This is a genomic window from Streptomyces sp. NPDC006294, from assembly GCF_042870895.1.
GTDB lineage: Bacteria > Actinomycetota > Actinomycetes > Streptomycetales > Streptomycetaceae > Streptomyces.
Genome location: NZ_JBIAHV010000002.1, coordinates 160,707 through 182,803, shown reverse-complemented (window position 1 = coordinate 182,803; position 22,097 = coordinate 160,707). Strand labels below are relative to the sequence as shown.

Annotated in this window: 19 protein-coding genes and 1 riboswitch; of the genes, 13 read left to right on the top strand and 6 right to left on the bottom strand. The window is 72.6% G+C overall.

Going from position 1 to position 22,097, the window contains the following annotated elements; all coding sequences use genetic code 11:
• Positions 1–181: 181 nt before the first annotated feature.
• From hpnC to ACFYOP_RS03730, 10 genes are all read left to right on the top strand, one after another.
• On the top strand, positions 182–1,090 hold the full coding sequence (hpnC, locus tag ACFYOP_RS03775) for a squalene synthase HpnC (RefSeq protein ID WP_356890838.1): 909 nt from the start codon (positions 182–184) through the stop codon (positions 1,088–1,090).
• Positions 1,087–2,037, top strand: coding sequence for a presqualene diphosphate synthase HpnD (hpnD, locus tag ACFYOP_RS03770; RefSeq protein WP_388450777.1), 951 nt, complete (start codon positions 1,087–1,089; stop codon positions 2,035–2,037). Before hpnC ends, hpnD begins: the two co-directional genes overlap by 4 nt.
• Before the next feature lie 544 nt (positions 2,038–2,581).
• On the top strand, positions 2,582–3,970 hold the full coding sequence (gene hpnE, locus ACFYOP_RS03765) for a hydroxysqualene dehydroxylase HpnE (protein WP_356890842.1): 1,389 nt from the start codon (positions 2,582–2,584) through the stop codon (positions 3,968–3,970).
• Entirely contained in the window at positions 3,967–5,085 is a 1,119-nt protein-coding gene (locus ACFYOP_RS03760) for a polyprenyl synthetase family protein (RefSeq protein WP_356890844.1), read from the top strand. Before hpnE ends, ACFYOP_RS03760 begins: the two co-directional genes overlap by 4 nt.
• Before the next feature lie 171 nt (positions 5,086–5,256).
• Positions 5,257–7,281, top strand: coding sequence for a squalene--hopene cyclase (shc, locus tag ACFYOP_RS03755; RefSeq protein WP_356890846.1), 2,025 nt, complete (start codon positions 5,257–5,259; stop codon positions 7,279–7,281).
• Positions 7,281–7,925 carry a 1-hydroxy-2-methyl-2-butenyl 4-diphosphate reductase gene (locus tag ACFYOP_RS03750; RefSeq protein ID WP_356890848.1) on the top strand — a complete coding sequence of 215 codons (645 nt, stop codon included), beginning with the start codon at positions 7,281–7,283 and terminating at the stop codon, positions 7,923–7,925. The genes shc and ACFYOP_RS03750 overlap by 1 nt, the downstream gene beginning before the upstream one ends.
• A 5-nt stretch (positions 7,926–7,930) precedes the next feature.
• Positions 7,931–8,950 carry an adenosyl-hopene transferase HpnH gene (gene hpnH, locus ACFYOP_RS03745; protein ID WP_356890850.1) on the top strand — a complete coding sequence of 340 codons (1,020 nt, stop codon included), beginning with the start codon at positions 7,931–7,933 and terminating at the stop codon, positions 8,948–8,950.
• 43 nt (positions 8,951–8,993) lie between these two features.
• Positions 8,994–10,388: an aspartate aminotransferase family protein gene (locus ACFYOP_RS03740; protein ID WP_356890852.1), complete on the top strand. Its 1,395-nt coding sequence runs from the start codon at positions 8,994–8,996 to the stop codon at positions 10,386–10,388.
• 79 nt (positions 10,389–10,467) lie between these two features.
• Positions 10,468–11,070: an XRE family transcriptional regulator gene (locus ACFYOP_RS03735; protein WP_356890854.1), complete on the top strand. Its 603-nt coding sequence runs from the start codon at positions 10,468–10,470 to the stop codon at positions 11,068–11,070.
• Between the two features lie 8 nt (positions 11,071–11,078).
• Entirely contained in the window at positions 11,079–11,243 is a 165-nt protein-coding gene (locus tag ACFYOP_RS03730) for a DUF6126 family protein (protein WP_356890856.1), read from the top strand.
• A gap of 24 nt (positions 11,244–11,267) precedes the next feature.
• Here the strand turns inward: ACFYOP_RS03730 and ACFYOP_RS03725 are convergent, their stop codons facing one another.
• Positions 11,268–12,080, bottom strand: coding sequence for a tyrosine-protein phosphatase (locus ACFYOP_RS03725; protein ID WP_356890858.1), 813 nt, complete (start codon positions 12,078–12,080; stop codon positions 11,268–11,270).
• A 206-nt stretch (positions 12,081–12,286) separates the two neighbouring features.
• Between ACFYOP_RS03725 and ACFYOP_RS03720 the strand changes: the two genes are divergently transcribed.
• The 3 genes from ACFYOP_RS03720 to ACFYOP_RS03710 all read left to right on the top strand — a co-directional run bounded on the left by ACFYOP_RS03720 (position 12,287) and on the right by ACFYOP_RS03710 (position 16,767).
• Positions 12,287–14,377, top strand: a complete 2,091-nt coding sequence (locus tag ACFYOP_RS03720; RefSeq protein ID WP_356890860.1) for an alpha-galactosidase — start codon at positions 12,287–12,289, stop codon at positions 14,375–14,377.
• Positions 14,378–14,704: 327 nt separating this feature from the next.
• Positions 14,705–14,861, top strand: a riboswitch (cyclic di-AMP (ydaO/yuaA leader).
• A gap of 4 nt (positions 14,862–14,865) precedes the next feature.
• Positions 14,866–15,804 (top strand): LysM peptidoglycan-binding domain-containing M23 family metallopeptidase, encoded by a 939-nt coding sequence (locus ACFYOP_RS03715; RefSeq protein WP_356890862.1) that lies wholly within the window; start codon positions 14,866–14,868, stop codon positions 15,802–15,804.
• A gap of 171 nt (positions 15,805–15,975) precedes the next feature.
• Entirely contained in the window at positions 15,976–16,767 is a 792-nt protein-coding gene (locus tag ACFYOP_RS03710) for an SGNH/GDSL hydrolase family protein (protein WP_356890864.1), read from the top strand.
• Positions 16,768–16,779: 12 nt separating this feature from the next.
• Here ACFYOP_RS03710 and ACFYOP_RS03705 read toward each other — a convergent pair whose 3' ends face one another.
• The 5 genes from ACFYOP_RS03705 to ACFYOP_RS03685 form a co-directional block, all read right to left on the bottom strand.
• Positions 16,780–17,658 carry an STM4011 family radical SAM protein gene (locus ACFYOP_RS03705; RefSeq protein ID WP_356891199.1) on the bottom strand — a complete coding sequence of 293 codons (879 nt, stop codon included), beginning with the start codon at positions 17,656–17,658 and terminating at the stop codon, positions 16,780–16,782.
• An 8-nt stretch (positions 17,659–17,666) separates the two neighbouring features.
• Positions 17,667–19,040, bottom strand: coding sequence for an STM4012 family radical SAM protein (locus tag ACFYOP_RS03700; RefSeq protein ID WP_356890866.1), 1,374 nt, complete (start codon positions 19,038–19,040; stop codon positions 17,667–17,669).
• Entirely contained in the window at positions 19,037–19,843 is an 807-nt protein-coding gene (locus ACFYOP_RS03695; protein ID WP_356891201.1) for an STM4013/SEN3800 family hydrolase, read from the bottom strand. Before ACFYOP_RS03695 ends, ACFYOP_RS03700 begins: the two co-directional genes overlap by 4 nt.
• A 94-nt stretch (positions 19,844–19,937) precedes the next feature.
• Positions 19,938–21,092: an STM4014 family protein gene (locus tag ACFYOP_RS03690; protein ID WP_388450770.1), complete on the bottom strand. Its 1,155-nt coding sequence runs from the start codon at positions 21,090–21,092 to the stop codon at positions 19,938–19,940.
• Positions 21,089–22,048 carry an STM4015 family protein gene (locus ACFYOP_RS03685; protein WP_356890870.1) on the bottom strand — a complete coding sequence of 320 codons (960 nt, stop codon included), beginning with the start codon at positions 22,046–22,048 and terminating at the stop codon, positions 21,089–21,091. The genes ACFYOP_RS03690 and ACFYOP_RS03685 overlap by 4 nt, the downstream gene beginning before the upstream one ends.
• Positions 22,049–22,097 lie beyond the last annotated feature (49 nt).

Genomic DNA, 22,097 nt, shown 5'->3' with positions numbered 1-22,097 from the left:
GTCGCCGCCGCGCGATGGACATGGGGGCGCAGCGTGCTGCGGCGTGTCCGAAATGAGATGTATTGCGTCGGCAGTGTAGAACGGGAGATGTGACGGCCATGACGGGAAATCTCCAGCTCCGAGAGTGCTGCGCCCTCCCCGCTCATGGCGGTGCGCCGTACCCCGCTCCCGGCAGCGCGCAGTGACGGGCGCCGCGTCGGCCCCCGCCCGCGCCACCCTCGACAAGGCGGCCGACGAGAACTTCCCCGTCGCCCCCTTCTTCCTGCCCCGCGCCTGGCGCGCCGACCTCATGGCCGTCTACGGCTACGCCCGCCTCGTGGACGACATCGGCGACGGCGACCTCGCGGCCGGCGGCGCGGACGCCCGGCACCTCGGCGTCCCGCCGGACCGGGCCGCCGACCGGCTCACCCTGCTCGACGCCTTCGAGGCCGACCTGCGCCGGGTCTTCGACCCCGCCGGCGACACCCCCCGGCACCCGCTGCTGCGCGCGCTGCGTCCCACGGTCGACCGCTGCTCGCTCACCCCGGAGCCGTTCCTCGGGCTGATCGCCGCCAACCGGCAGGACCAGCAGGTCCGCCGCTACCAGACGTACGGCGACCTCGCCGCCTACTGCGCGCTGTCGGCCGACCCCGTGGGCCGGCTGGTGCTCGGCATCACCGGGACGACCACCCCCGAGCGGGTGCGCCGCTCCGACGCGATCTGCACCGCGCTGCAGATCGTGGAGCACCTCCAGGACGTCGCGGAGGACCTGGCGCGCGACCGGATCTACCTGCCCGCCGAGGACATGAAACGTTTCCATGTGACCGAGGCCGACCTCGCCGCGCCGACCGCCAACGCGTCGGTGCGCGCCCTCGTCGACCACGAGGCCCGGCGCGCCCGCGCACTGCTCGACGAGGGCACGCCCCTGGTCGGGAGCGTCGACGGCAGACTGCGGCTGCTGCTGGCGGGATTCGTCGCCGGCGGGCGTGCCGCGCTCGCGGCGATCGCCGCGGCCGGACATGATGTGCTGCCCGGGCCGCCCAGAGCCACCAGGGCACATCTGCTGCGTGAAGTGGCAGCCGTCTTGCGAAGAGCGCGTAGAGAGGGATGAGCCGGACGATGGAGGGACCGACCGTGGTGCCCGCGCCGGTGCAGGCCGCGTACAGCTACTGCGAGGCCGTCACCGGGCAGCAGGCCCGTAACTTCGCCTACGGCATCAGGCTGCTGCCGGCGCACAAGCGCCAGGCGATGTCGGCGCTGTACGCGTTCTCCCGGCGCGTCGACGACATCGGCGACGGCACGCTGACGCCGCAGGCAAAGCAGGACCGCCTCGAAGGCACCCGAGCCCTGCTCGAACGCGTCAGGAGCGGCGCCGTCGACGAGGACGACACCGACCCCGTCGCCGTCGCGCTCTCCGACGCCGCCCGCCGCTTCCCCCTGCCGCTCGGCGGCCTCGACGAACTCATCGACGGCGTACTGATGGACGTACGCGGCGCGACGTACGAGACGTGGGACGACCTCAAGGTGTACTGCCGGTGCGTTGCGGGCGCGATCGGCAGACTCTCGCTCGGCGTGTTCGGCACCCAGCCCGGCGCGCGCGGCGCGGAGCGCGCCGCCGAGTACGCCGACACGCTGGGGCTCGCGCTGCAACTGACCAACATCCTCCGGGACGTGTCCGAGGACGCGGCCAACAGCCGCACCTACCTCCCGGCGGACGACCTCGCCAAGTTCGGCTGCTCCGACGGCTTCCGCGAGACGGCCCCGCCGCCCGGCTCCGACTTCACCGGCCTCGTCCACTTCGAAGTCCGGCGCGCACGAGCCCTGTTCGCCGAGGGCTACCGCCTGCTGCCGATGCTCGACCGGCGCAGCGGCGCGTGCGTCGCGGCGATGGCCGGCATCTACCGCCGCCTCCTCGACCGCATCGAGCGCGAGCCGGAGGCGGTGCTGCGCGGCCGGGTCTCCCTGCCGGGCCGTGAAAAGGCGTATGTCGCCGTCCGCGGCCTCTCGGGCCTCGACGCCCGCCTCATCGCCCGCCAGCCCCACGGCGGCCACCGATGACCCCCCGTCCCGGAGCGCCCCTGGCCCCGGCCGGGCCGGACGGCACCGCCCGCCCGTGCCCCGCCGCGCGGGCCGGGTCCGGGCCGCGGGACGGTGCCGTCCGTTCGGCTGCCGGCGCGCCCGTGGCAGTTCGGCAGGCAGCCGGTGCGGGCCTGTCGCTGCCGGGCGCGGTCTTCCCCGCGGCCGGGCGACCGCGCTTGGTCGACGCCCCGGCCGGACCGGACGGCACCGCCCGCCCGTGCCCCGGCGTCCCGGTGACGGCCGTGCGGGTCCCGCGGAGCGCGGCCCGGACCGCGCCGGTCGGCGCGGTGGGGGCCCTGGCCGGGCCCGGCCGGCGGGACGGCGCCGCCCGACTGCGCTCCGGCGCGCCTGCGGCGGGCGGCCCGGCGGTCGGTTCGGCGTCGCCGGCGCCGCGGTGCGCCGCTGCAGCGATGTGCGCCCTGTCCGGTGGCGCGGCCGGGACCGGGGAGCGGGCGGGCCACACCGCCGGCCGCCGGTCGGGGCATCCGCGGGGCGGGGCCCCAGTGGGAAGGGAGGCGAGGGTATGACCGCCATCGATGTGACGGCCGCGCGGCACGCCGTGGTCGTCGGCGGGGGGATCGCCGGGGTCACCGCCGCGCTTCAGCTCGCCGACGCCGGCGTGCGGGTCACGCTGCTCGAGGGCCGGCCGCGGCTCGGCGGGCTCGCTTTCTCCTTCCGGCGCGGCGACCTCACCGTGGACAACGGCCAGCACGTGTACCTGCGTTGCTGCACCGCCTACCGCTGGTTCCTCGACCGGATCGACGGCGCCCACCTCGCCCCGGTCCAGGACCGCCTGGACGTGCCGGTGCTCGACGTGGCCGCCAGGCGCGGGCCCCGGCTCGGCCGGCTGCGGCGCAGCGCGCTGCCCGTACCGCTGCATCTCGGCGCGAGCCTCGCCCGCTATCCGCATCTGAACGTCAGAGAGCGCGCCGGCGTGGGGCGGGCCGCGCTCGCCCTCGGCCGGCTCGACCCGGCCGACCCGGCCCTGGACGGCATCGACTTCGCGACCTGGCTCGGCCGCCACGGCCAGTCACCGCGCGCGGTCGCCGCTTTGTGGGATCTCGTCGGGGTGGCGACGCTCAACGCGCGGGCGCCGCAGGCCTCCATGGGGCTCGCCGCGATGGTCTTCAAGACCGGACTGCTCTCCGAACCGGGCGCCGCCGACATCGGCTGGGCCCGGGTGCCCCTCGGCGAGCTGCACGACACGCTCACCCGCAAGGCCCTCGACTCGGCCGGTGTCCGCACCCAACTGTCCACCCGGGTACGGGACATCACCCGGACCGAGGACGGCCGCTGGCAGGTCGCGGTGGACGGCGAGGAGCTCGACGCCGACGCCGTCGTGCTCGCCGTACCGCAGCGCGAGGCCCACGCGCTGCTCCCGGACGGCGCGCTGGAGGACCCGGACCGGCTGCTCGACATCGGCACCGCTCCGATCCTCAACGTCCATGTGCACTACGACCGCAAGGTGCTGCGCCGTCCCTTCTTCGCCGCTCTCGGCACCCCCGTCCAGTGGGTCTTCGACCGCACGGAGGCGTCCGGGGCGGACCAGGGCCAGTATCTGGCCGTGTCCCAGTCGGCCGCGCAGGAGGAGATCGACGAGCCCGTGTCCGTACTGCGGAAGCGGTATCTGCCCGAACTCGAGCGGCTGCTGCCCGCGGCACGCGGCGCCGGAGTACGGGATTTCTTCGTCACCCGTGAGCGGACGGCGACGTTCGCCCCGTCTCCGGGCGTCGGCAGACTGCGACCGGATGCGCCAACTCGGGCTCCGGGCCTGTACCTTGCTGGCGCGTGGACTGCCACCGGCTGGCCCGCGACCATGGAGGGTGCGGTCCGCAGCGGGTTCAGCGCCGCGGCCGCCGCGCTCTCCGCGCTCGGCCGCCGCCATGTACATCCGCTCGAGGAGGCGGCGTGAGCACCAGTACTGGAACCAGAGGAGAAAGCGTGCCGACAGTGCACTCGGCGTATCCGGCCGACGACACCGCGCAGAGCGCGGAGGGCGTCGACATCCCCGCGCTGCTGGAGCGCGGACGGACCCTGTCCACGCCGGTGCTGCGCGCCGCCGTGGACCGGCTCGCACCGCCCATGGACACCGTCGCCGCCTACCACTTCGGCTGGATCGACGCACAGGGCCGGCCGTCCGACGGCGACGGCGGCAAGGCCGTACGCCCGGCGCTGGCGCTGCTGTCGGCGGAGGCCGCCGGCGCGGCGCCGGAGGTCGGCGTCCCCGGCGCGGTCGCCGTCGAACTGGTCCACAACTTCTCGCTGCTGCACGACGACCTGATGGACGGCGACGAGCAGCGCCGTCACCGCGACACCGTCTGGAAGGTGCACGGGCCCGCGCAGGCGATCCTCGTCGGCGACGCGCTCTTCGCCCTCGCCAACGAGGTGCTGCTGGAGATCGGCACCGTGGAGGCCGGGCGGGCCACCCGCCGGCTCACCACCGCCACCCGCAAGCTCATCGACGGCCAGGCCCAGGACATCTCGTTCGAGCACCGCGAGCGGGTCACCGTCGAGGAGTGCCTGGAGATGGAGGGCAACAAGACCGGCGCACTGCTGGCCTGCGCCGTCTCCATCGGCGCCGTGCTCGGCGGCGCCGACGACGAGACGGCCGACACGCTGGAGGCGTACGGCCACCACCTCGGCCTCGCCTTCCAGGCCGTCGACGACCTGCTCGGCATCTGGGGCGACCCGGTCGCCACGGGCAAGCAGACCTGGAGCGACCTGCGCCAGCGCAAGAAGTCCCTGCCGGTCGTCGCGGCCCTCGCGGCCGGCGGCCCGGCCTCCGAGCGGCTCGGCGCACTGCTCGCCGCCGACGCCAAGAGCAGCGACTTCGACAGCTTCTCCGAGGAGGAGTTCGCCACCAGGGCGGCTCTGATCGAGGAGGCCGGCGGCCGGGAGTGGACCGCCCAGGAGGCCCGCCGGCAGCACGCCGTCGCGATCGAGGCCCTCAGCCGCGTCGACATGCCGGAACGGGTCCGCGCGCAGCTCGTCGCGCTCGCGGACTTCGTCGTCGTACGAAAGAGATGATCACCATCGTTACCGTCCTCGCCGCCGCCAGGCCGTGCTCCGCACGGTCCAGGACCTACCGGAGCAGCAGCCGCACCATATGAAGCGCGTCGCCGGCCGGTGACCCTCTCGTGTCACCGGCCGACGTCAGACCCCAGCTCAGCAGAGACCACTGCCACGAAGGGGAGACACATGACAGCGACGACCGACGGAAGCAGCGGGCCCCTGCGGGGCGGCGCTGCCACTGCCGGCGGAACCACTCCTACGAGCGCCCCCCGGACCACCGGGCCGGGCGAAGACGTACGGGACGCGGCCGGACGCGCCGCGGAACGCGCCGTGGAGCATCTGCTCGCACGGCAGGACGCCCAGGGCTGGTGGAAGGGCGACCTCGAGACCAACGTGACCATGGACGCGGAGGACCTGCTGCTGCGGCAGTTCCTCGGCATCCAGGACGCGGCGACCGTCGAGGCGTCCGCCCGCTTCATCCGCGGGCAGCAGCGCGACGACGGCACCTGGGCGACCTTCTACGGCGGGCCCGGCGACCTGTCCACCACCATCGAGGCGTACGTCGCCCTCCGGCTGGCCGGCGACCGGCCGGACGACCCGCACATGCAGCGCGCCGCCTCCTGGGTCCGCAGCCGGGGCGGCATCGCCGCGAGCCGTGTCTTCACCCGCATCTGGCTCGCCCTGTTCGGCTGGTGGAAATGGGACGCCCTGCCCGAGCTGCCGCCCGAGCTGATCTTCCTGCCCAAGTGGTTCCCCCTGAACATCTACGACTTCGGCTGCTGGGCACGGCAGACCATCGTCCCGCTCACCGTCGTCTCCGCGAAGCGGCCGGTCCGGCCCGCGCCCTTCGCGCTGGAGGAGCTGCACACCGACCCCGCACGGCCCGACCCGGGCAGACGGCTCGCGCCCGCGGCGAGCTGGGACGGCTTCTTCCAGCGCGCCGACAAGGCACTGCACGCCTACCGGAAGGTCGCGCCGCGCCGGCTGCGCCGGACCGCCATGAACGCGGCGGCCCGCTGGATCGTCGAACGCCAGGAGAACGACGGCTGCTGGGGAGGCATCCAGCCCCCGGCCGTGTACTCGGTGATCGCGCTGCGCCTGCTCGGCTACGACCTCGAACACCCGGTCATGCGGGCGGGACTGGAGTCGCTGGACCGGTTCGCCGTGTGGCACGAGGAGGACGGCCTGCCCGTCCGGATGATCGAGGCCTGCCAGTCCCCCGTGTGGGACACCTGCCTGGCCGTGATCGCCCTTGCCGACGCCGGACTGCCCGCCGACCATCCGGCGCTGGTGAAGGCGGCCGACTGGATGCTCAGCGAGCAGATCGTCCGGCCGGGCGACTGGGCGGTGCGCAGGCCCGGAGTCGGGCCGGGCGGCTGGGCGTTCGAGTTCCACAACGACAACTACCCGGACATCGACGACACCGCGGAGGTGGTGCTCGCCCTGCGGCGGGTGCGGCATCCGGACCCGGAGCGGCTCGACGCCGCCGTGGCGCGCGCCACCCGCTGGAACCTCGGCATGCAGTCGCGCAACGGCGCCTGGGCCGCGTTCGACGCGGACAACACCAGCCCGTTCCCGAACCGGCTGCCGTTCTGCGACTTCGGCGAGGTCATCGACCCGCCGTCGGCCGACGTCACCGCGCACGTCGTCGAGATGCTGGCCCACGAGGGCATGGCCCAGGACCCGCGCACCCTGCGGGGCGTCCGGTGGCTGCTCGCCGAACAGGAGGACGGCGGAGCCTGGTTCGGCCGGTGGGGCGTCAACTACGTCTACGGGACGGGGGCGGTGGTGCCGGCCCTTACGGCGGCCGGGCTGCCCGTCTCCCACCCGGCGATCCGCCGCGCCGTCGGCTGGCTGGAGTCCGTGCAGAACGAGGACGGCGGCTGGGGCGAGGACCTGCGTTCCTACCGGGACGAGAAGTCGATCGGCCACGGCGCGTCCACGGCCTCCCAGACCGGCTGGGCGCTGCTCGCCCTGCTGGCGGCGGGGGAGCGGGAGAGCAAGGCGGTCGAGCGGGGCGTGGCCTGGCTGGCCCGGACCCAGCAGGCGGACGGCTCCTGGGACGAGCCGTACTTCACCGGCACCGGCTTCCCGTGGGACTTCTCCATCAACTACCACCTGTACCGGCAGGTGTTCCCGCTGACCGCACTCGGCCGCTACGTGCACGGGGAGCGTCTTCCCGGTCGCACGGGCGTCCGTGAGGGGGGCTGATGGGGGACACCCGGGAGCCGGCCGGCTCCGCCGTCCCGCTGCTGATCGCCTGCGCGCTCGGCATCGAGAAGCTCGCCCTGCGCGCCGGCGGCGCCGCGGGTGACGTGACGATCCTCCGTACCGGGATGGGGCCGGTCAACGCGGGGCGTGCGGTGCGCGCGGCCTGCGGGACGGGCTCCCTCGCGGACGCGGCGGTCGTCGCGTCCGGCTTCTGCGCGGGACTGGCGCCCGGTATGCACCCGGGGGACCTGGTGGTCGTGGACGAGGTGAGGCTCGACGGAACGCCCACCGCCTGCACCCACACGGATCTGCTGGTCGAGGCCGTCGCCAGGGCCGTCCCCGGCCGCACGGTGCACACCGGACCGCTGATGGGCGTCGACCACGTCGTACGCGGTCCCGAACGGGCGCGCCTGCTGACCACGGGCGCGATCGCCGCGGACATGGAGTCCGCGGCCACGCTGAACAGCGCCTTGGATGCCGGACCGCGCCCGGTTGCCGCCGTACGGGTGGTCGTGGACGCCCCGGAACACGAACTGGTACGTATCGGCACGCTTCGCGGTGGAATATCGGCCTTCCGTGTCCTTCGTGCCGTCATGCCCGCTTTTTCCGAATGGCACCGTTCTTTGCTGCTCCCCAGGAGGTGAGCCAGATGGCCATGCCGCTTCGCCAGACCATCAGGGTCGGGACGTATCTCTTCGAACAGAAGCTCCGCAAGCGTGAGAAGTTCCCGTTGATCGTCGAGCTCGAGCCGCTGTACGCCTGCAACCTCGCCTGCGAGGGCTGCGGGAAGATCCAGCATCCGGCGGGGGTGCTCAAGCAGCGGATGCCGGTGGCGCAGGCGGTCGGAGCGGTGCTGGAGTCCGGCGCCCCCATGGTCTCCATCGCCGGCGGCGAGCCGCTGATGCACCCTCAGATCGACGAGATCGTCCGCCAGCTGGTACGCCGCAGGAAGTACGTCTTCCTCTGCACCAACGCCGTGCTGCTGCGCAAGAAGATCGAGAAGTTCACCCCCTCCCGGTACTTCGCCTTCGCGGTGCACATCGACGGGCTGCGGGAGCGGCACGACGAGTCGGTGGCGAAGGAGGGCGTGTTCGACGAGGCGGTCGAGGCGATCAAGGAGGCCAAGCGCCGCGGCTTCCGGGTCACCACCAACTCGACCTTCTTCAACACCGACACCCCCCAGACCGTCGTCGAGGTGCTCAACTACCTCAACGACGACCTCAAGGTCGACGAGATGATGATCTCGCCCGCCTACGCCTACGAGAAGGCCCCCGACCAGGAGCACTTCCTCGGCGTCGAACAGACCAGGGAGCTGTTCAAGAAGGCCTTCGCCGGCGGCAACCGGCGGCGGTGGCGGCTCAACCACTCGCCGCTCTTCCTCGACTTCCTCGAGGGCAAGGCCGACTTCCCCTGCACCGCCTGGGCGATCCCCAACTACTCGCTCTTCGGCTGGCAGCGACCCTGCTATCTGATGAGTGACGGCTACGTCCCCACCTACCGCGAGCTGGTCGAGGACACGGACTGGGACAAGTACGGCCGCGGCAAGGACCCGCGCTGCGCCAACTGCATGGCCCACTGCGGCTACGAACCCACCGCTGTGCTCGCCACCATGGGCTCGCTCAAGGAGTCCCTCCGGGCCGCCCGCGAGACCGTCTCCGGCGGCCGGTGAGCGATCCGCCCACGGCGGACGACCTGATCAGGAGGGGCGAGGAATGACCGAGCAGCCCAAGGGCTTCGACCTGGCGGACCTGCTGGCGCGGCGCGGCGGTGAGCGCTACGAGCTGCACGCCCGGCACCTCAACCACCAACTGCCGCGCATGCTCCGGACCCTCGGCTTCGACAAGGTCTACACCCGGGCCGAGGGCGCCTACTTCTACGACGCCGAGGGCAACGACTACCTCGACATGCTCGCGGGCTTCGGGGTGATGGGCCTCGGCCGCCACCACCCCGTCGTGCGCAAGGCACTGCACGACGTGCTCGACGCCTCGCTCGCCGACCTCACCCGCTTCGACTGCCAGCCGCTGCCCGGGCTGCTGGCGGAGAAGCTGCTCGCCCAGACCCCGCACCTGGACCGGGTGTACTTCGGCAACAGCGGGGCGGAGGCGGTGGAGGCGGCGCTGAAGTTCGCCCGGTACGCCACGGGCCGGCCCCGCGTCGTGCACTGCTCGCACGCCTTCCACGGGCTGACGACGGGCGCGCTGTCGGTCAACGGCGAGGCGGGCTTCCGCGACGGCTTCGCCCCGCTGCTGCCCGACACCGCGATCGCGATGGGCGACCTCGCCGCGCTGGAGCGGGAGCTGGTGCGCGGCGACGTGGCGGCGTTCGTCGTCGAACCGGTCCAGGGTAAGGGTGTGCACGCCACCCCGCCGGGATTCCTGCGCGCCGCCCAGGAGTTGCTGCACACCTACAAGGCCCTGCTGATCGTGGACGAGGTGCAGACGGGCCTGGGGCGCACGGGCGACTTCTACGGTTTCCAGTACGAGGCAGGCGTCGAGCCGGACCTCGTGTGCGTGGCCAAGGCCCTGTCGGGCGGCTATGTGCCGGTCGGCGCCACGATCGGCCGGGACTGGATCTTCAAGAAGGTCTACTCGTCGATGGACCGGGTCCTGGTGCACTCGGCGAGTTTCGGCGCCAACGCCCAGGCGATGGCGGCGGGCCTCGCCGTGCTGTCCGTGCTGGAGGACGAGCACGTCGTGGCGAACGCGCGGGTGACCGGTGAGCTGCTCCGCTCCCGGCTGGCGGCCCTGGTCGACCGGTACGAGCTGCTGCACGCGGTGCGGGGACGCGGACTGATGATCGGGATCGAGTTCGGGCGCCCGGAGTCGATCAGGCTGCGCAGCCGGTGGACCGTGCTGCAGGCGGCCCGCAAGGGGCTGTTCGCGCAGATGGTGGTGGTTCCGCTGTTCCAGAAGCACCGGATCCTCACCCAGGTCTCCGGCGACCACATGGAGGTGATCAAGCTGATCCCGCCGCTGATCATCGGCGAGCGGGAGGTGGACCGCTTCGTGGCGGCCTTCACGGCCGTGATGGAGGACGCCCACGGCAGCGGTGGTCTGATGTGGGACTTCGGCAAGACCCTGATGAAACAGGCGGTCGCCAACCGCTGACCTTCTTCTTGGGAGCGCGGGCCTTTGCCCCTGAGGCAAGAAGCTTGCCTCAGGGGCAAAGCTCTGGCTCAATGGAGGCATGACCATTTCCGCCGGCCCGGCGGCCGAGGGCCTGCCCGAGATGGCGCCCCGGCTGCGCGAACTGCGCCGCCGCCGCGGGCTCACCCTCGAGGCCGCGGCCCACCGGGCCGGCCTCTCGCCCGCGCACCTTTCCCGGCTCGAGACGGGGCTGCGGCAGCCCTCGCTGCCGATGCTCCTCGCCCTGGCCCGTATCTACGGTACGACGGTCGCCGAGCTGCTCGGTGAGCAGCCGCCCGAGCGGGACCCCGTCATCCGCGGCCGGCGCCCCGAGCCGGTGGCGGCCGGCTCCTGGGACTACCATCCGGCGGGCGGTCCGGGACGGGCCATGCAGGCCCTGCGGGTGTTCGTCCCCCACGGCGTCCAGGGCGATCTGGTGCGGGTGCACCCCGGCGAGGAGTGGCTGCACGTCGTCGCGGGACGGCTGCGGCTGAGCCTCGGCGAGGCCGCCCACGAGCTGGTCCCCGGCGACAGTGCGCACTTCGACTCGCTCACACCGCACCGTATCGAGGCGCTCTCGCCCGACGGCGCGGAACTGCTGTTCGTCCACACCCTCCTGCAGGCGCCCGAGCTGCATCCCTCATCCGACCGGCAAGGAATGTGATCCACGACATGTCGCACGACCCCTTGGACCGGCGCGGTTCCTCCGGCGGCAGTCCGCGTGAGGAGCGTTTCCCCCGCGGGCTGGTGATCCGGCTCTTCGTCTATCTGATCGCGGGCCACTTCATCGCCGGGTTCCTCTATCTGCTCTTCCTGGTCGGCGGCCAGAACCAGTAGCCGGCCGGAACCGCAGCCCTGGGCTCAGTCCTGTTCGACGAGCCGGTCCCGCAGGCGCTCGCGCGTCTCGGGGGCGAGCCGCAGTCCCTCGTCGAGGTAGCGCTCCGTCGTGCCCCAGGTCTGCCCGATGGCGTCGAACGCCGCGGCCAGATACTCGGCGCGGGCGTCGAAGAGCGGGCTGAGCAGCTCCATCACCTCGGGGGACATCGCGTCGGGCGAGCTGTCGCCGCGCCGGACCTTGTAACGTCGGTGCGGGTCGTTGGACTTGAGGTAGTCCGCCTCGATGGCGTCCCGCTCCACCCCGACGGCGAGGAGGGAGACGGCTATCGACAGGCCGGCCCGGTCCTTGCCCGCGGCGCAGTGCATCAGGGCCGGGACGCTGTCCTCGGCGAGAGCGTGCAGCACCTGGCTGTGCTCCGCCGTACGCTCCGTGATGATCGTCCGGTACGACTCGATCATGCGGCCGGCGCCCTTGCCGTCGGCGAGGATCGCCTTGAGCTGGTCCAGGTTCCCGTCGCGGACCATCTTCCAGAACTCGGCCCCGTCAGCCGGGTCGCTCAGCGGCAGATTCACATTGCGCACGCCGGGGAGTTCGACGTCCGGCCCCTCCAGCCGCTGGTCGGCGGCGTTGCGGAAGTCGAAGATCGTGTGGAGGCCGAGGGACGACAGGAACGCCGTGTCGGTCTCGGTCGCGTGTGCCAGGTGTCCGCTGCGGAACAGCCTGCCGGACCGCACCCGCCGCCCGTCCACGGTCGGCAGTCCGCCCACGTCGCGGAAGTTGCGCACTCCGGACAGTTCGGGCTCTGACGAGGTGGCCTGCGGCAGCTGCTGCGTCACGGGGACTCCTTCGGGGGGCGGTGGCCGGCGCTGCTCGCCGACGACGGCGCGGCCTTCGACCATACGACACACATTCATCGGGCAATCATCTTGTCCGCTGTTCGCGGGCGTTGGCGAGACTCCCTCCTTCCCGGCGTTGCCCCGGGCTGCCCGTACGACCGATGATGTTCGAATCTGTGCGGGGCTGTGAGTATCTGAGGGGCGAGATGATCGAGAATCTGAGAAACGGGCGTACGTGGATCCTCTCCGGGCCCGCGAGCAGTTACGCATTCCATCTCACCGACGCGGACGAGCTCGTCCATCTGCACTGGGGCGCCCGCATCACGGCCGCCGACGCCGAGGCGCTGGCGGCGCAAGGGCCGCCGCCCTACTGGCCGTTCGAGTCCCAGCTCGACGGGCGCGAGGAGTACCCCGTCGAGGGCGGCCCCCGGTTCGTCCGCCCCGCGCTGTCGGTCCGCACCGAGTCCGTACGCGGCACCGAGTGGGCCTTCACCGGCTGGACCGCGGAGGGCGACGAGCTGCGGCTGCGCTTCGCCGACGCACAGGTCGGCCTCGGCCTGACCCTGCACTACCGGATGCGCGACGACTCCGACGTGATCGAACGCTGGACCACCGTCGCCCACGACGGCGCCGGCCCGGACCTCGAACTCCTCCGGGCCGACGCCGCCGCCTGGACCCTGCCGCACCGGGACGCATGGCGGCTCTCCCAGCTGCACGGCCGCTGGGCCGCCGAGTCCCGGCTGGTCCGCTCCGAGCTCACCTACGGCGAGAAGATCATCGGCAGCCGGCGCGGCCACACCGGTCACCAGCACCTGCCGTGGGTGGCCCTGGACGCGGAAGGCGCCACCGAGGAGCGCGGCGAGGTGTACGGCTGCGCCCTCGGCTGGTCCGGATCATGGCGGATCGCCGTGCAGCAGCTCCCGGACAAAGGCGTACAGATAACCGGCGGGGCCGGTCACGACGACTCCGGGCTGCTGCGGCTCGCACCGGGACAGACCTACACCTCGCCCGTCTTCGCGGGGCTGTGGAGCGACGGCGGGTTCGGCGGTGCCAGCAGGGCGTGGCACGCCTGGCAGCTCGCCCATGTGATCCCCGGCGCTCAGGAGGCGCGTCCGGTGCTTTACAACTCCTGGGAGGCCACCGGCTTCGACATCTCGGAGCAGCAGCAGCTGGCCCTCGCCCGGCGGGCCGCCGGCATCGGAGTGGAGCTGTTCGTCGTGGACGACGCCTGGTTCGGGCGGCGCACCAGCGACCGTGCCGGACTCGGTGACTGGACGCCGAACCCGGACCGCTTCCCCGGCGGACTGGCGCCGCTCGCCCGCGAAGTCCACGGCCTCGGTATGCGGTTCGGGATCTGGGTCGAGCCGGAGATGGTCAACGCGGACAGCGACCTCTACCGCGCCCACCCCGACTGGGTGCAGCACCATCCGGGACGGACGCGCACCGAATTCCGCAACCAGCTCGTGCTGAATCTCGCGCGCGAGGACGTCCGGGAGCATCTGTGGAAGCAACTGGACGACCTGCTGTCCGGCGCGCCCGTCGACTATGTGAAGTGGGACTTCAACCGCTGCTTCACCGACGCGGGCTGGCCGGGGGAGCCGTATCCGCAGAAGCTGTGGACCGGCCACGTCGAGGGCTTCTACGCCCTGCTGGACCGGCTGCGGGCCGCGCACCCGGGCGTCGCCTTCGAGTCCTGCTCCGGCGGCGGCGGCCGGATCGACCTCGGGGTCCTCGGCCGCACCGACCAGGTGTGGACCTCGGACAACACCGACCCGCTGGACCGGCTCGCCGTCCAGCACGGCTTCAGTCAGCTGCACCCGGCCCGGGTCATGGCGGCCTGGGTGACCGACAGCCCCAACGTCCAGCTCAACGGCCGCCACAGCAGTCTGCGCTTCCGCTTCGTCAGCGCCATGGCCGGGGTGCTGGGCGTCGGGGGAGACCTCACACGGTGGAGCGAGGCGGAACTGTCGGAGGCGGCCGACTGGATCCGGCTCTACAAGGAGATCCGGCCGCTGGTCCAGCACGGGGAGCTGTACCGGCTGCGGGCCCCGGAGGGCGGGCTGAGCGCCGTGCAGTACGTCCGGGGCGACGAGACGGTCGTGCTCGCGCTGCTCGAGGCGCAGCGGTACGGCGAGCGGCCGCCGGCGCTCCGGCTGCGCGGCCTCGACCCGGCCGCCGCCTACGCGTGCGGGGACACCGGAGTGGTTCATCGGGGGGCGGTGCTGCTGCACCACGGACTGCACACCGGACTGAAGGGTGATCTGGACGCCACCGTGATCCGGCTCCGGCGGACGTGAACCGCGGTCGTAGTGCGGCACTAGATCACCAAATGCTTTCTTCTGTCCGAATTGGCTGCTTCGGCATAACGTGCCCCGTAAGCAGGGGAGATGGGCCCCGGCTGGTGAGCAGCGTCATATTCGTGACGTTGTGTGGCCGGGGGCGGCGGGTCAATTCCGTAACGTGCAAGGCGATTGAAGGGGTGTCGTCCACGGAGGGTGACCGGAATTCCCCGGCGATATCGGGCTCCGCATTGATCGTGGAAAATCCTCGCTTGTCCACGACTGCCCGACTCGCCTACGGTCACGCTCAATCCGGACGGAACGCCTAATCCTGCCGCCGCCCGGAATTCGAACCCACCCACGTGTGGCAGGAGCGGGGGACCCAGGTAGTACGCCGATTCCGGGAAAACCGGACGGCTTGGGGTGAAATCGCACAATCCGTGCGACCGGGCATCTCCAGCCCGAACCCGACAGCTCACCTCGTAGGCGCCGGAGAGGAATGCGCCATGCCCGCGAAGGGTAAGCACCGTCGTCCCAAGTTCAACCCGTTCACCCGCGGCTTCGTCGTCGCCGGCACGGGCGGCGCCGTCATCGCGCTCCCGCTGATCGGCGCCACGACCGCCACGGCAGCCCCCGCCGCCCCGGCGGCGGCTCCGGTCGCCGCGCCCCAGCAGGCCGCCCCGGCCCTCGCCGAGTCGGCGCTGCCGGCCGCCAAGAAGGCCCCGAAGACGTACACCGTCGTCGCCGGCGACTACCTGTCGAAGATCGCCGAGGAGCAGAGCATCCGCGGCGGCTGGAAGCAGCTCTTCAACGACAACCGCCGCGCCATCGGCTCCGACCCGTCGCTGATCCACCCGGGTCTGGAGCTGACGATCGGCGCCAAGTCCACGGCGAAGAACGACCCCGAGCCCCGCGCCGAGTCCAAGCCGCGCCCGTCGCGCGACGACTCGCGGGCCGCCGCTCCGCAGGCCCAGGCCCCGGAGAAGAAGGCGCCCGAGAAGCAGGCTCCCGAGAAGCAGGCCGCGGCCCCGGCGTCCGCGTCCGGCTTCAGCGCCCCGGTCGACGCGGCCGTCACCACGCCGTACCGCGCCTCCGGCGCGATGTGGTCCAGCGGTTACCACACCGGCGTCGACTTCGCCGCCCCGACCGGCAGCTCCGTCAAGGCCGTCGGCGCGGGCACCGTCGTCTCGGCCGGCTGGAGCGGCGCGTACGGCAACGAGGTCGTCATCCAGCACACGGACGGCACCTACTCCCAGTACGCCCACCTCTCCTCCCTGGCCGTCTCCGGCGGTCAGTCCGTGAGCGGCGGCCAGCAGATCGGCCTGTCCGGCTCCACCGGCAACTCCTCCGGCCCGCACCTGCACTTCGAGGTCCGCACCGGCCCGTCCTACGGCTCGGACATCGACCCGCTGGCCTACCTGCGGGAGCGCGGCGTCTCCCTCTGACCCGTGCGGCCCACCGTCCGGCAATTCCCGGAAGTCCCCGTTCCGTCCTGGCGGAGCGGGGACTTCCGCGTATTCCGGCCCGGCGAAAACTGACGGGTGGTAAAGATCACCCCCCGTCAACCCTTCCTTACGGTCGCGTAGGTCACATCCATAAAGGAATGATGTGCCCTTGTGGCAGACGATTCGAGAACAGAGAACAGTGGCGCATTCGGGTCGTACGCGGCGATCGGTGACAGCTTCACCGAGGGCGTGGGCGACCCGGGGCCCGACGGCAGCTTCGTCGGGTGGGCGGACCGTTTCGCGGTCCTGCTCGCCGACCGCAGGCCGGAGCACACCTTCCGCTACGCCAACCTCGCCGTGCGCGGGCGGCTCCTCGACCAGATCGTCGACGAGCAGGTGCCGAGGGCCCGGGAGCTCGCGCCCGACCTCGTCACCTTCTGCGCCGGCGGCAACGACATCATCCGCCCCGGCTCCGACCCGGACGACGTGGCCGAACGCTTCGAGCGGGCCGTCGCCGACCTCACGGCCTCGGTCGGCACCGTCATGGTGACGACCGGCTTCGACACCCGGAACGTGCCCGTGCTGCGCCATCTGCGTGGCAAGATCGCCACGTACACCGCGCATGTGCGGGCCATCGCCGACCGGTACGACTGCCCGGTGCTGGACCTGTGGTCGCTCAAGTCCGTCCAGGACCGGCGGGCCTGGGACGCCGACCGGCTGCACCTGTCGCCCGAGGGGCACACCCGGGTCGCGCTCCGCGCGGCGCAGGTCCTCCGGCTCGACGTGCCCGCCGATCCCGACCAGCCGTGGCCGCCGCTGCCCCCGCGGGGCGCGCTGGAGGTGCGCAGGGACGACATCCAGTGGGCGCGCGACTACCTGGGGCCCTGGATCGGGCGGCGGCTGCGCGGCGAGAGCTCCGGCGACCACGTCGAGGCCAAGCGTCCGGACCTGCTGCCGCTCTGAGGGCGGCGGGGGTCACCGGGGGGCCCGGGAGGGGATCCGTTCGAGAACGGCCGGGGCGGGGATCCGTTCGAGGACGCCGCCCGCGAAGACGTCGTACAGCGGCAGCGTCTCCAGGTGGACGTAGCCGATGTGGCAGTCGCACACGGCGAGCGGGCAGGCGCGGGGGCGCAGCGCCCGGCGGTACGAACCGTCGTAGAGGTTGCCCAGCTCGGCGGCCACGAAGTGGCAGCGGCGGACCGTCCCGTCGCCGTCCACCGAGACCACCGACTCGCCGGTGCGGCACGGCAGCCCGGCGGATCGGTGCGGACGGCGGCTGTAGGGGAAGAGCGGGTCCAGCTCCGTCCAGGCGTCGGCCTCGGCGTCGGAGAGTTCGTGCCCCTCGGGCGCGTTCACCCAGAGGTAGACGTGCGCCGGCAGCTCGGCGCGGAGCCGGCGCGCCTCCGCGAGATGGGCGGGGAAGCCGACGATGCCGACGCTGAACCGGATTTCCCGCCGGGTCAGATCCAGGCATTTGCCAATGAACCGGTCGTAAGGGGTCTGTCCCGGGTGGTAGGTGCACCACAGCGCGAGCTTCGCCGGGTCCGCGTCCGCCACCCAGTCGGTGCGGCAGCTGAGATTGGTCTGGATCGCCACTCGGCGGATGTGCGGCAGCTGCGACAGCTCGGTCAGCGCCTTCCGGTACCAGGAGCGCACCAGCCCCTCGCCCCACGGGGTGAACAGCACCGACAGCCGGTCGTCCCGCTGCGCGGCGGCCCAGGCCGTGAACCGCTCCAGCGCCGCACGGTCGGCGCGCAACTGCTCGCGGCTGTCGCGCCGCTTCGCGAACGGGCAGTACGGGCAGTCGTAGTCGCAGGACGCCAGCGGGCCCCGGTACAGCACGGTCAGGTCCATGGGCCCGGTCACTTCGCCTCGTACGCGGCCATGGCGGCGCGCACCGCGGGTGAGAACAGCTCCGGGCCCAGGGCGTCCGAGTGGGCCAGGCCCTCCGGCGTCAGCCGCAGCCGGTCCGGGGCGGCGGCCGGGTCCAGCCAGCCGAGGGCGGCGAACCGCTCCAGCTCCACGGGGAAGTCGTCGGCGGGCGCGGCGCCGAACCGCTCCCGGTAGCCGGCCGCGTCCATCCCCTCGGCCTGGAGCAGCGACTGGAGGAGATGGCGGCGGCGCGCCTCGTCCCGGTCGACCCACCGGCCCACCTCCGGGCGGGAGAAGTCCTGTGCCGTGGTGAAGTCGTCGATGATGCCGCGTATCTCGCCCATGCCGACGGCGTAGTCGAAGGAGTAGTGCAGGGACGAGGTGTAGGAACGGGCGCCGCAGCCCAGACCGATCATGCCGTCCGTCTGACAGGCGTGGTCGCCGGCGGCGGGCTGGGCGCCGGCGCGGCGGAACATGCGCATGGACACCTGCTCGTAGCCGTTCGCGAGCAGATGGTCGCGACCCGCGCGGTACAGCCGCAGCCGCTGCTCGTCCCAGGCGATGTCCCATGCCGCGTGCGCGTGCGCGTCCGCGCCGGCGCTCAGCCGGCCGAGACCGGTGAGCGGCCGCACGTACAGCGGATACAGATACAGCTCCTCCGGCTCCCAGCCGAGGGCGGCGTCCAGCGAGGAGAGCCAGCTGCGCTCGGTCTGGCCGTCGATGCCGTAGATGAGGTCGATGTTGAGGACGGGTATCCGGGCGTCCCGTATCCGGCCGAGGGCCGCCTCCACGTCCGCGCGGCGCTGTGGGCGCACCGCGGCTCGCGCCTCCGCGTCCACGAAACTCTGCACGCCGATGCTGACGCGGGTCGTGCCGCGCCCGGCGAGCACGGCCAGCCGGTCGGCCGTCGCCGTCGACGGTGACGTCTCGACGGAGAGCGGCACCGCCGCCAGGTCCGCGCCCATCCGCTTCTCCGCGATGTCGCACAGCCGCTCCAGCTCACCGGCCGTCAGGAAGGTTGGCGTGCCGCCGCCGAACGCGGCCGCCGCGAAGCGGACGGGCGAGCCGGCCCCGAGGGCCTCGCGCACGGCGGTCGCCTGGCGGTCGAGGGCGTCCAGATAGCGCCCGGTCAGCTCGTCGGGGGCGCCGATCCTGGTGAACAGGTTGCAGAAGCCGCAGCGCACCTCGCAGAACGGGATGTGCAGATAGAGCGAGAGCGCGTCCTTCGGCTCGTGCGCCCACAGCTCGCGCAGCGTGGGCCGGCGCTCGTCGAGCGGGCGGTAGGCCGTCTTGTGGGGATAGGCGTAGACGTAGCTCTGGTACGGGCGCGGGGCCGCGGTGCCCGTCGTCTTTGTCGTGCTCATGTGATGGCCTCGAGGAAGAAGTGGGCGTAGGGGACCGTCCAGACGGCCTCATGGCCGAGGCGGTGGCCGGTGAAGCCGCCGTCGCCGTAGGCGGTGCCGTGGTCGGAGCAGACGATCGCGAAGCACCGGCGGCGGCTGCTCGCGGCGGCGAACAGCCGGCCGATGTGCCGGTCCACGTACTCCAGGGCCGCGGCGTGTGTCGCACGGGAGTCGCCCTCCGCGTCGGTCGCGCCCGGCAGATGGAACCAGTTCGGCTGGTGCAGCGACGGCACATTGACGAACAGGAAGAGCCGGCGCTCGGCCGGCAGCGAGGCGACCACCTGCTCGGCGCGCCGCACCTGCGCCTCGAAGGACGTCGGCGAGGCGACCCCGAACTCGGGCTCCCAGTGGCTCTCGTCGAACAGTCCCGGCAGCACCGAACCCAACGGAGCCTGCTTGTTGAAGAATCCGACACCGCCGATGCACACCGTGCGGTAGCCGGACTCCGCGAGTGCGGAGACCAGATCGGGGTTGTCGAAGACGAAGGTGCGGCCGGCGGTCGTCTCACTGCCCGCGAACCGGGAGGCGAACAGCCTCGGGTGCGGTCCCTGCACCGCGGGCGTGGGCAGGAAACCCGCGAACATCGCCTGGTGGGAGGCGTAGGTGAAGCTGCCGGGGGCGTGCCTCTTCTCCCAGACGCCACCGGGCAGATGACGGGCCAGATTCGGTATCCGGCCCTCGGCCGCCAGCTCGGCGGCGACGTCGTAGCGCAGGGTGTCGAGCGTGACGAGCAGTAGGTCGTCCCGCCCGACGACCTCGTTCATGTCGGGCGGCTCGACGGCGGCGTCCTCGAGGCCGGGGGCGGTGTCGCGGCCGGTGCCGTCGGTCCGGTGGACGGTGTCGGTGGGTGTGTGTCGGTCAGGCATGTGCACGGTGTTCGTTCCTCGTCCCGCTCAGTGTCCCGCTCAGTACGGCGGCGACCTGCGCCGCATAGGTGTCCAGGCCCTCCGCGCCGCTCCCCGGCAGGCCGGTCAGTCGCGGCAGCAGGTCGCCGAAGGCATTGACCTCCCCGACGGAGAAACGCCGCCAGCCCCGTCCCGGCAGCAGGTCGACGCCGACGCGCGACATTCCGGGGAAGCGTTCCGCGGCCCGCTCGCAGACCGCGAGCGTCTCCGCCCAGCTCCCGCCGGCCGCCTCCGTCGCCGCCCGGGCGGCCGCGAGGTCGCCGCGCCCGCCACCCAGGTGGAGATTGGTCATGGGGGAGCGGCTGGTACGCACCACCGCGTGGGTGGCGCGGCCCGCGACCACCACGACCCGCAGATCGGCGACCCGGCCGTCCTGCGACGCCTTCGGAACCCAGCGCTCGATGTACAGACCGTCCGGGGCGAGGGCGTCGATCAGCGGGGCGACCTCATGTTCGCCGCTGTAGCGCCGGACGCGCAGGGAGTTGAAGAGGCGCCCGCGCGCATCCCGTTCCACCGAGGTGGTCGCCTGCACCCGGCCCCGGCTCGCGGTCTCCAGTGCCAGCACCCCCGAAGCGGACGAGCCGTGCGCGAGCTTGACGAACACCCGGCGCAGCCCGGTCGCCGCCTGCAGCGCGCACACGTCGTCCCAGCCGCGGACCTCGGGCGCACCGGCGCCGGACGTCGGCGACTCGGGCACCGGAACGCCCGCCGCCGACAGGGCCCCATGGCACAGCCGCTTGTCGAACAGCACGGCCGGCTGCGCCGGATCGTCGAGCAGCGTCGCCCCGCCGGCCCCGGCGAGAACCCCGATCTCACGTACGGCCGCGGTGAACCGCTCGTACCAGAGCCGGGTGCCCTCCACCCGGGTCGGGTCGTCCGTCCCGCGCAACGCCCGGTCCACCTCGGCGTCCTCGCCCGGCGAGTCGATCCGCACCAGCTCGCCCGGCCGGAACTCCGCCCGGCCGCCCAGCACGTCGAGCCACGACACCACACGCGCCGCGGGCAGCCCCGCGGCACGCACCGCGTCCTGGAACAACGCGACCCGGCGGCCCGCCGGAACGCCGACGACGGCGAGGCGGGGGCCGGTGCGGCGGGTGGGCACGCTCACTCCGCGACAGCCGTGTAGCGGTCTTCCCTGCCGCGGGAGCCGCCGCCCTCCGACTTCGACACGTCGAGCTCCACACCGGCCGGCACCAGGGCGTCGGACAGCCGCTGCACCATCGCCTCGCTCATGAAGTGGTGGTGCAGATCCAGCTTCTTGAGGTGGGTCAGCGGCTGACCGTTGAGCAGCGCCTCCGCGCCGTCGTCGCCGAGGGTGCCCATCGACAGGTCCAGGACCTCCAGGCGCGCCACCACCGGTGCGCCGGCCGTCGCGACCGCGATCTCGTCCTGTATCTCGCTGTTGCGGAGCGCCAGATACCGCAGGCTCGGCAGCCTCGTACCGGACAGGAACGGCTCCAGGTCCGACACGTCCGCGTTCGCCCCGTACCACGACGTGCCGAGCCAGAGGTCGAGGTCCTCCAGCGCCGGCAGGTCGCTCGCGGCGATGCCGCGGACCACGCCGACGTCCAGGCCGCCCGTCTCGACGACCAGCGAGCGCAGCCTCTCGTGCCGCACCGCGGGGAACAGCAGACCCTCCCCGCCGCGTACACCCAGGTCCTCGAGGTCCGGGAAGGCGCCGAGCAGCCCCGTGACGTCTCCCTGGTGGATCCAGGAGATCTCGCACTCCTCGTACGTGATGTCGCCGAGGAACAGACCGCGCAGCCGGGGCAGTTTCTCCTTCGCCCCGATCAGCGCCTCGAAGATGCCGTCGGGCCCCGAGTCGTACGCCTCGCTCCACGAACCGACGACGAGCGCCCGCACCCGCGTGGTGTCCACCGCCGCGGCGAAGCGGGCGAACGCTTCCGCCCACTCCTCCTCGGCCTCGTAACTGTCGACGGAGACCCGCCACGCGACACTCTCCGCCGACGGCAGCCCGGTCGTCGACGCGGCCTGTGTCTCGGCGTCGGGGAAGTCGAACACGGGCAGGCCGTACCACTCCTGCAGATGGTCCGAAATGGTCATGACGGGCTCCAGACACCGGTGAGGCTTGATCGCTGACGTGCGAGCAAGT

Coding starts and splice junctions, on each gene's coding strand:
- ACFYOP_RS03730 (WP_356890856.1), top strand. CDS start 11,079: ATGTCGCACGACCCCTTGGACCGGCGCGGTTCCTCCGGCGGCAGTCCG.
- shc (WP_356890846.1), top strand. CDS start 5,257: ATGACAGCGACGACCGACGGAAGCAGCGGGCCCCTGCGGGGCGGCGCT.
- hpnH (WP_356890850.1), top strand. CDS start 7,931: ATGGCCATGCCGCTTCGCCAGACCATCAGGGTCGGGACGTATCTCTTC.
- hpnE (WP_356890842.1), top strand. CDS start 2,582: ATGACCGCCATCGATGTGACGGCCGCGCGGCACGCCGTGGTCGTCGGC.
- ACFYOP_RS03700 (WP_356890866.1), bottom strand. CDS start 19,040: ATGAGCACGACAAAGACGACGGGCACCGCGGCCCCGCGCCCGTACCAG.
- ACFYOP_RS03695 (WP_356891201.1), bottom strand. CDS start 19,843: ATGAACGAGGTCGTCGGGCGGGACGACCTACTGCTCGTCACGCTCGAC.
- ACFYOP_RS03685 (WP_356890870.1), bottom strand. CDS start 22,048: ATGACCATTTCGGACCATCTGCAGGAGTGGTACGGCCTGCCCGTGTTC.
- ACFYOP_RS03705 (WP_356891199.1), bottom strand. CDS start 17,658: ATGGACCTGACCGTGCTGTACCGGGGCCCGCTGGCGTCCTGCGACTAC.
- ACFYOP_RS03750 (WP_356890848.1), top strand. CDS start 7,281: ATGGGGGACACCCGGGAGCCGGCCGGCTCCGCCGTCCCGCTGCTGATC.
- ACFYOP_RS03715 (WP_356890862.1), top strand. CDS start 14,866: ATGCCCGCGAAGGGTAAGCACCGTCGTCCCAAGTTCAACCCGTTCACC.
- ACFYOP_RS03740 (WP_356890852.1), top strand. CDS start 8,994: ATGACCGAGCAGCCCAAGGGCTTCGACCTGGCGGACCTGCTGGCGCGG.
- ACFYOP_RS03720 (WP_356890860.1), top strand. CDS start 12,287: ATGATCGAGAATCTGAGAAACGGGCGTACGTGGATCCTCTCCGGGCCC.
- hpnD (WP_388450777.1), top strand. CDS start 1,087: ATGAGCCGGACGATGGAGGGACCGACCGTGGTGCCCGCGCCGGTGCAG.
- ACFYOP_RS03735 (WP_356890854.1), top strand. CDS start 10,468: ATGACCATTTCCGCCGGCCCGGCGGCCGAGGGCCTGCCCGAGATGGCG.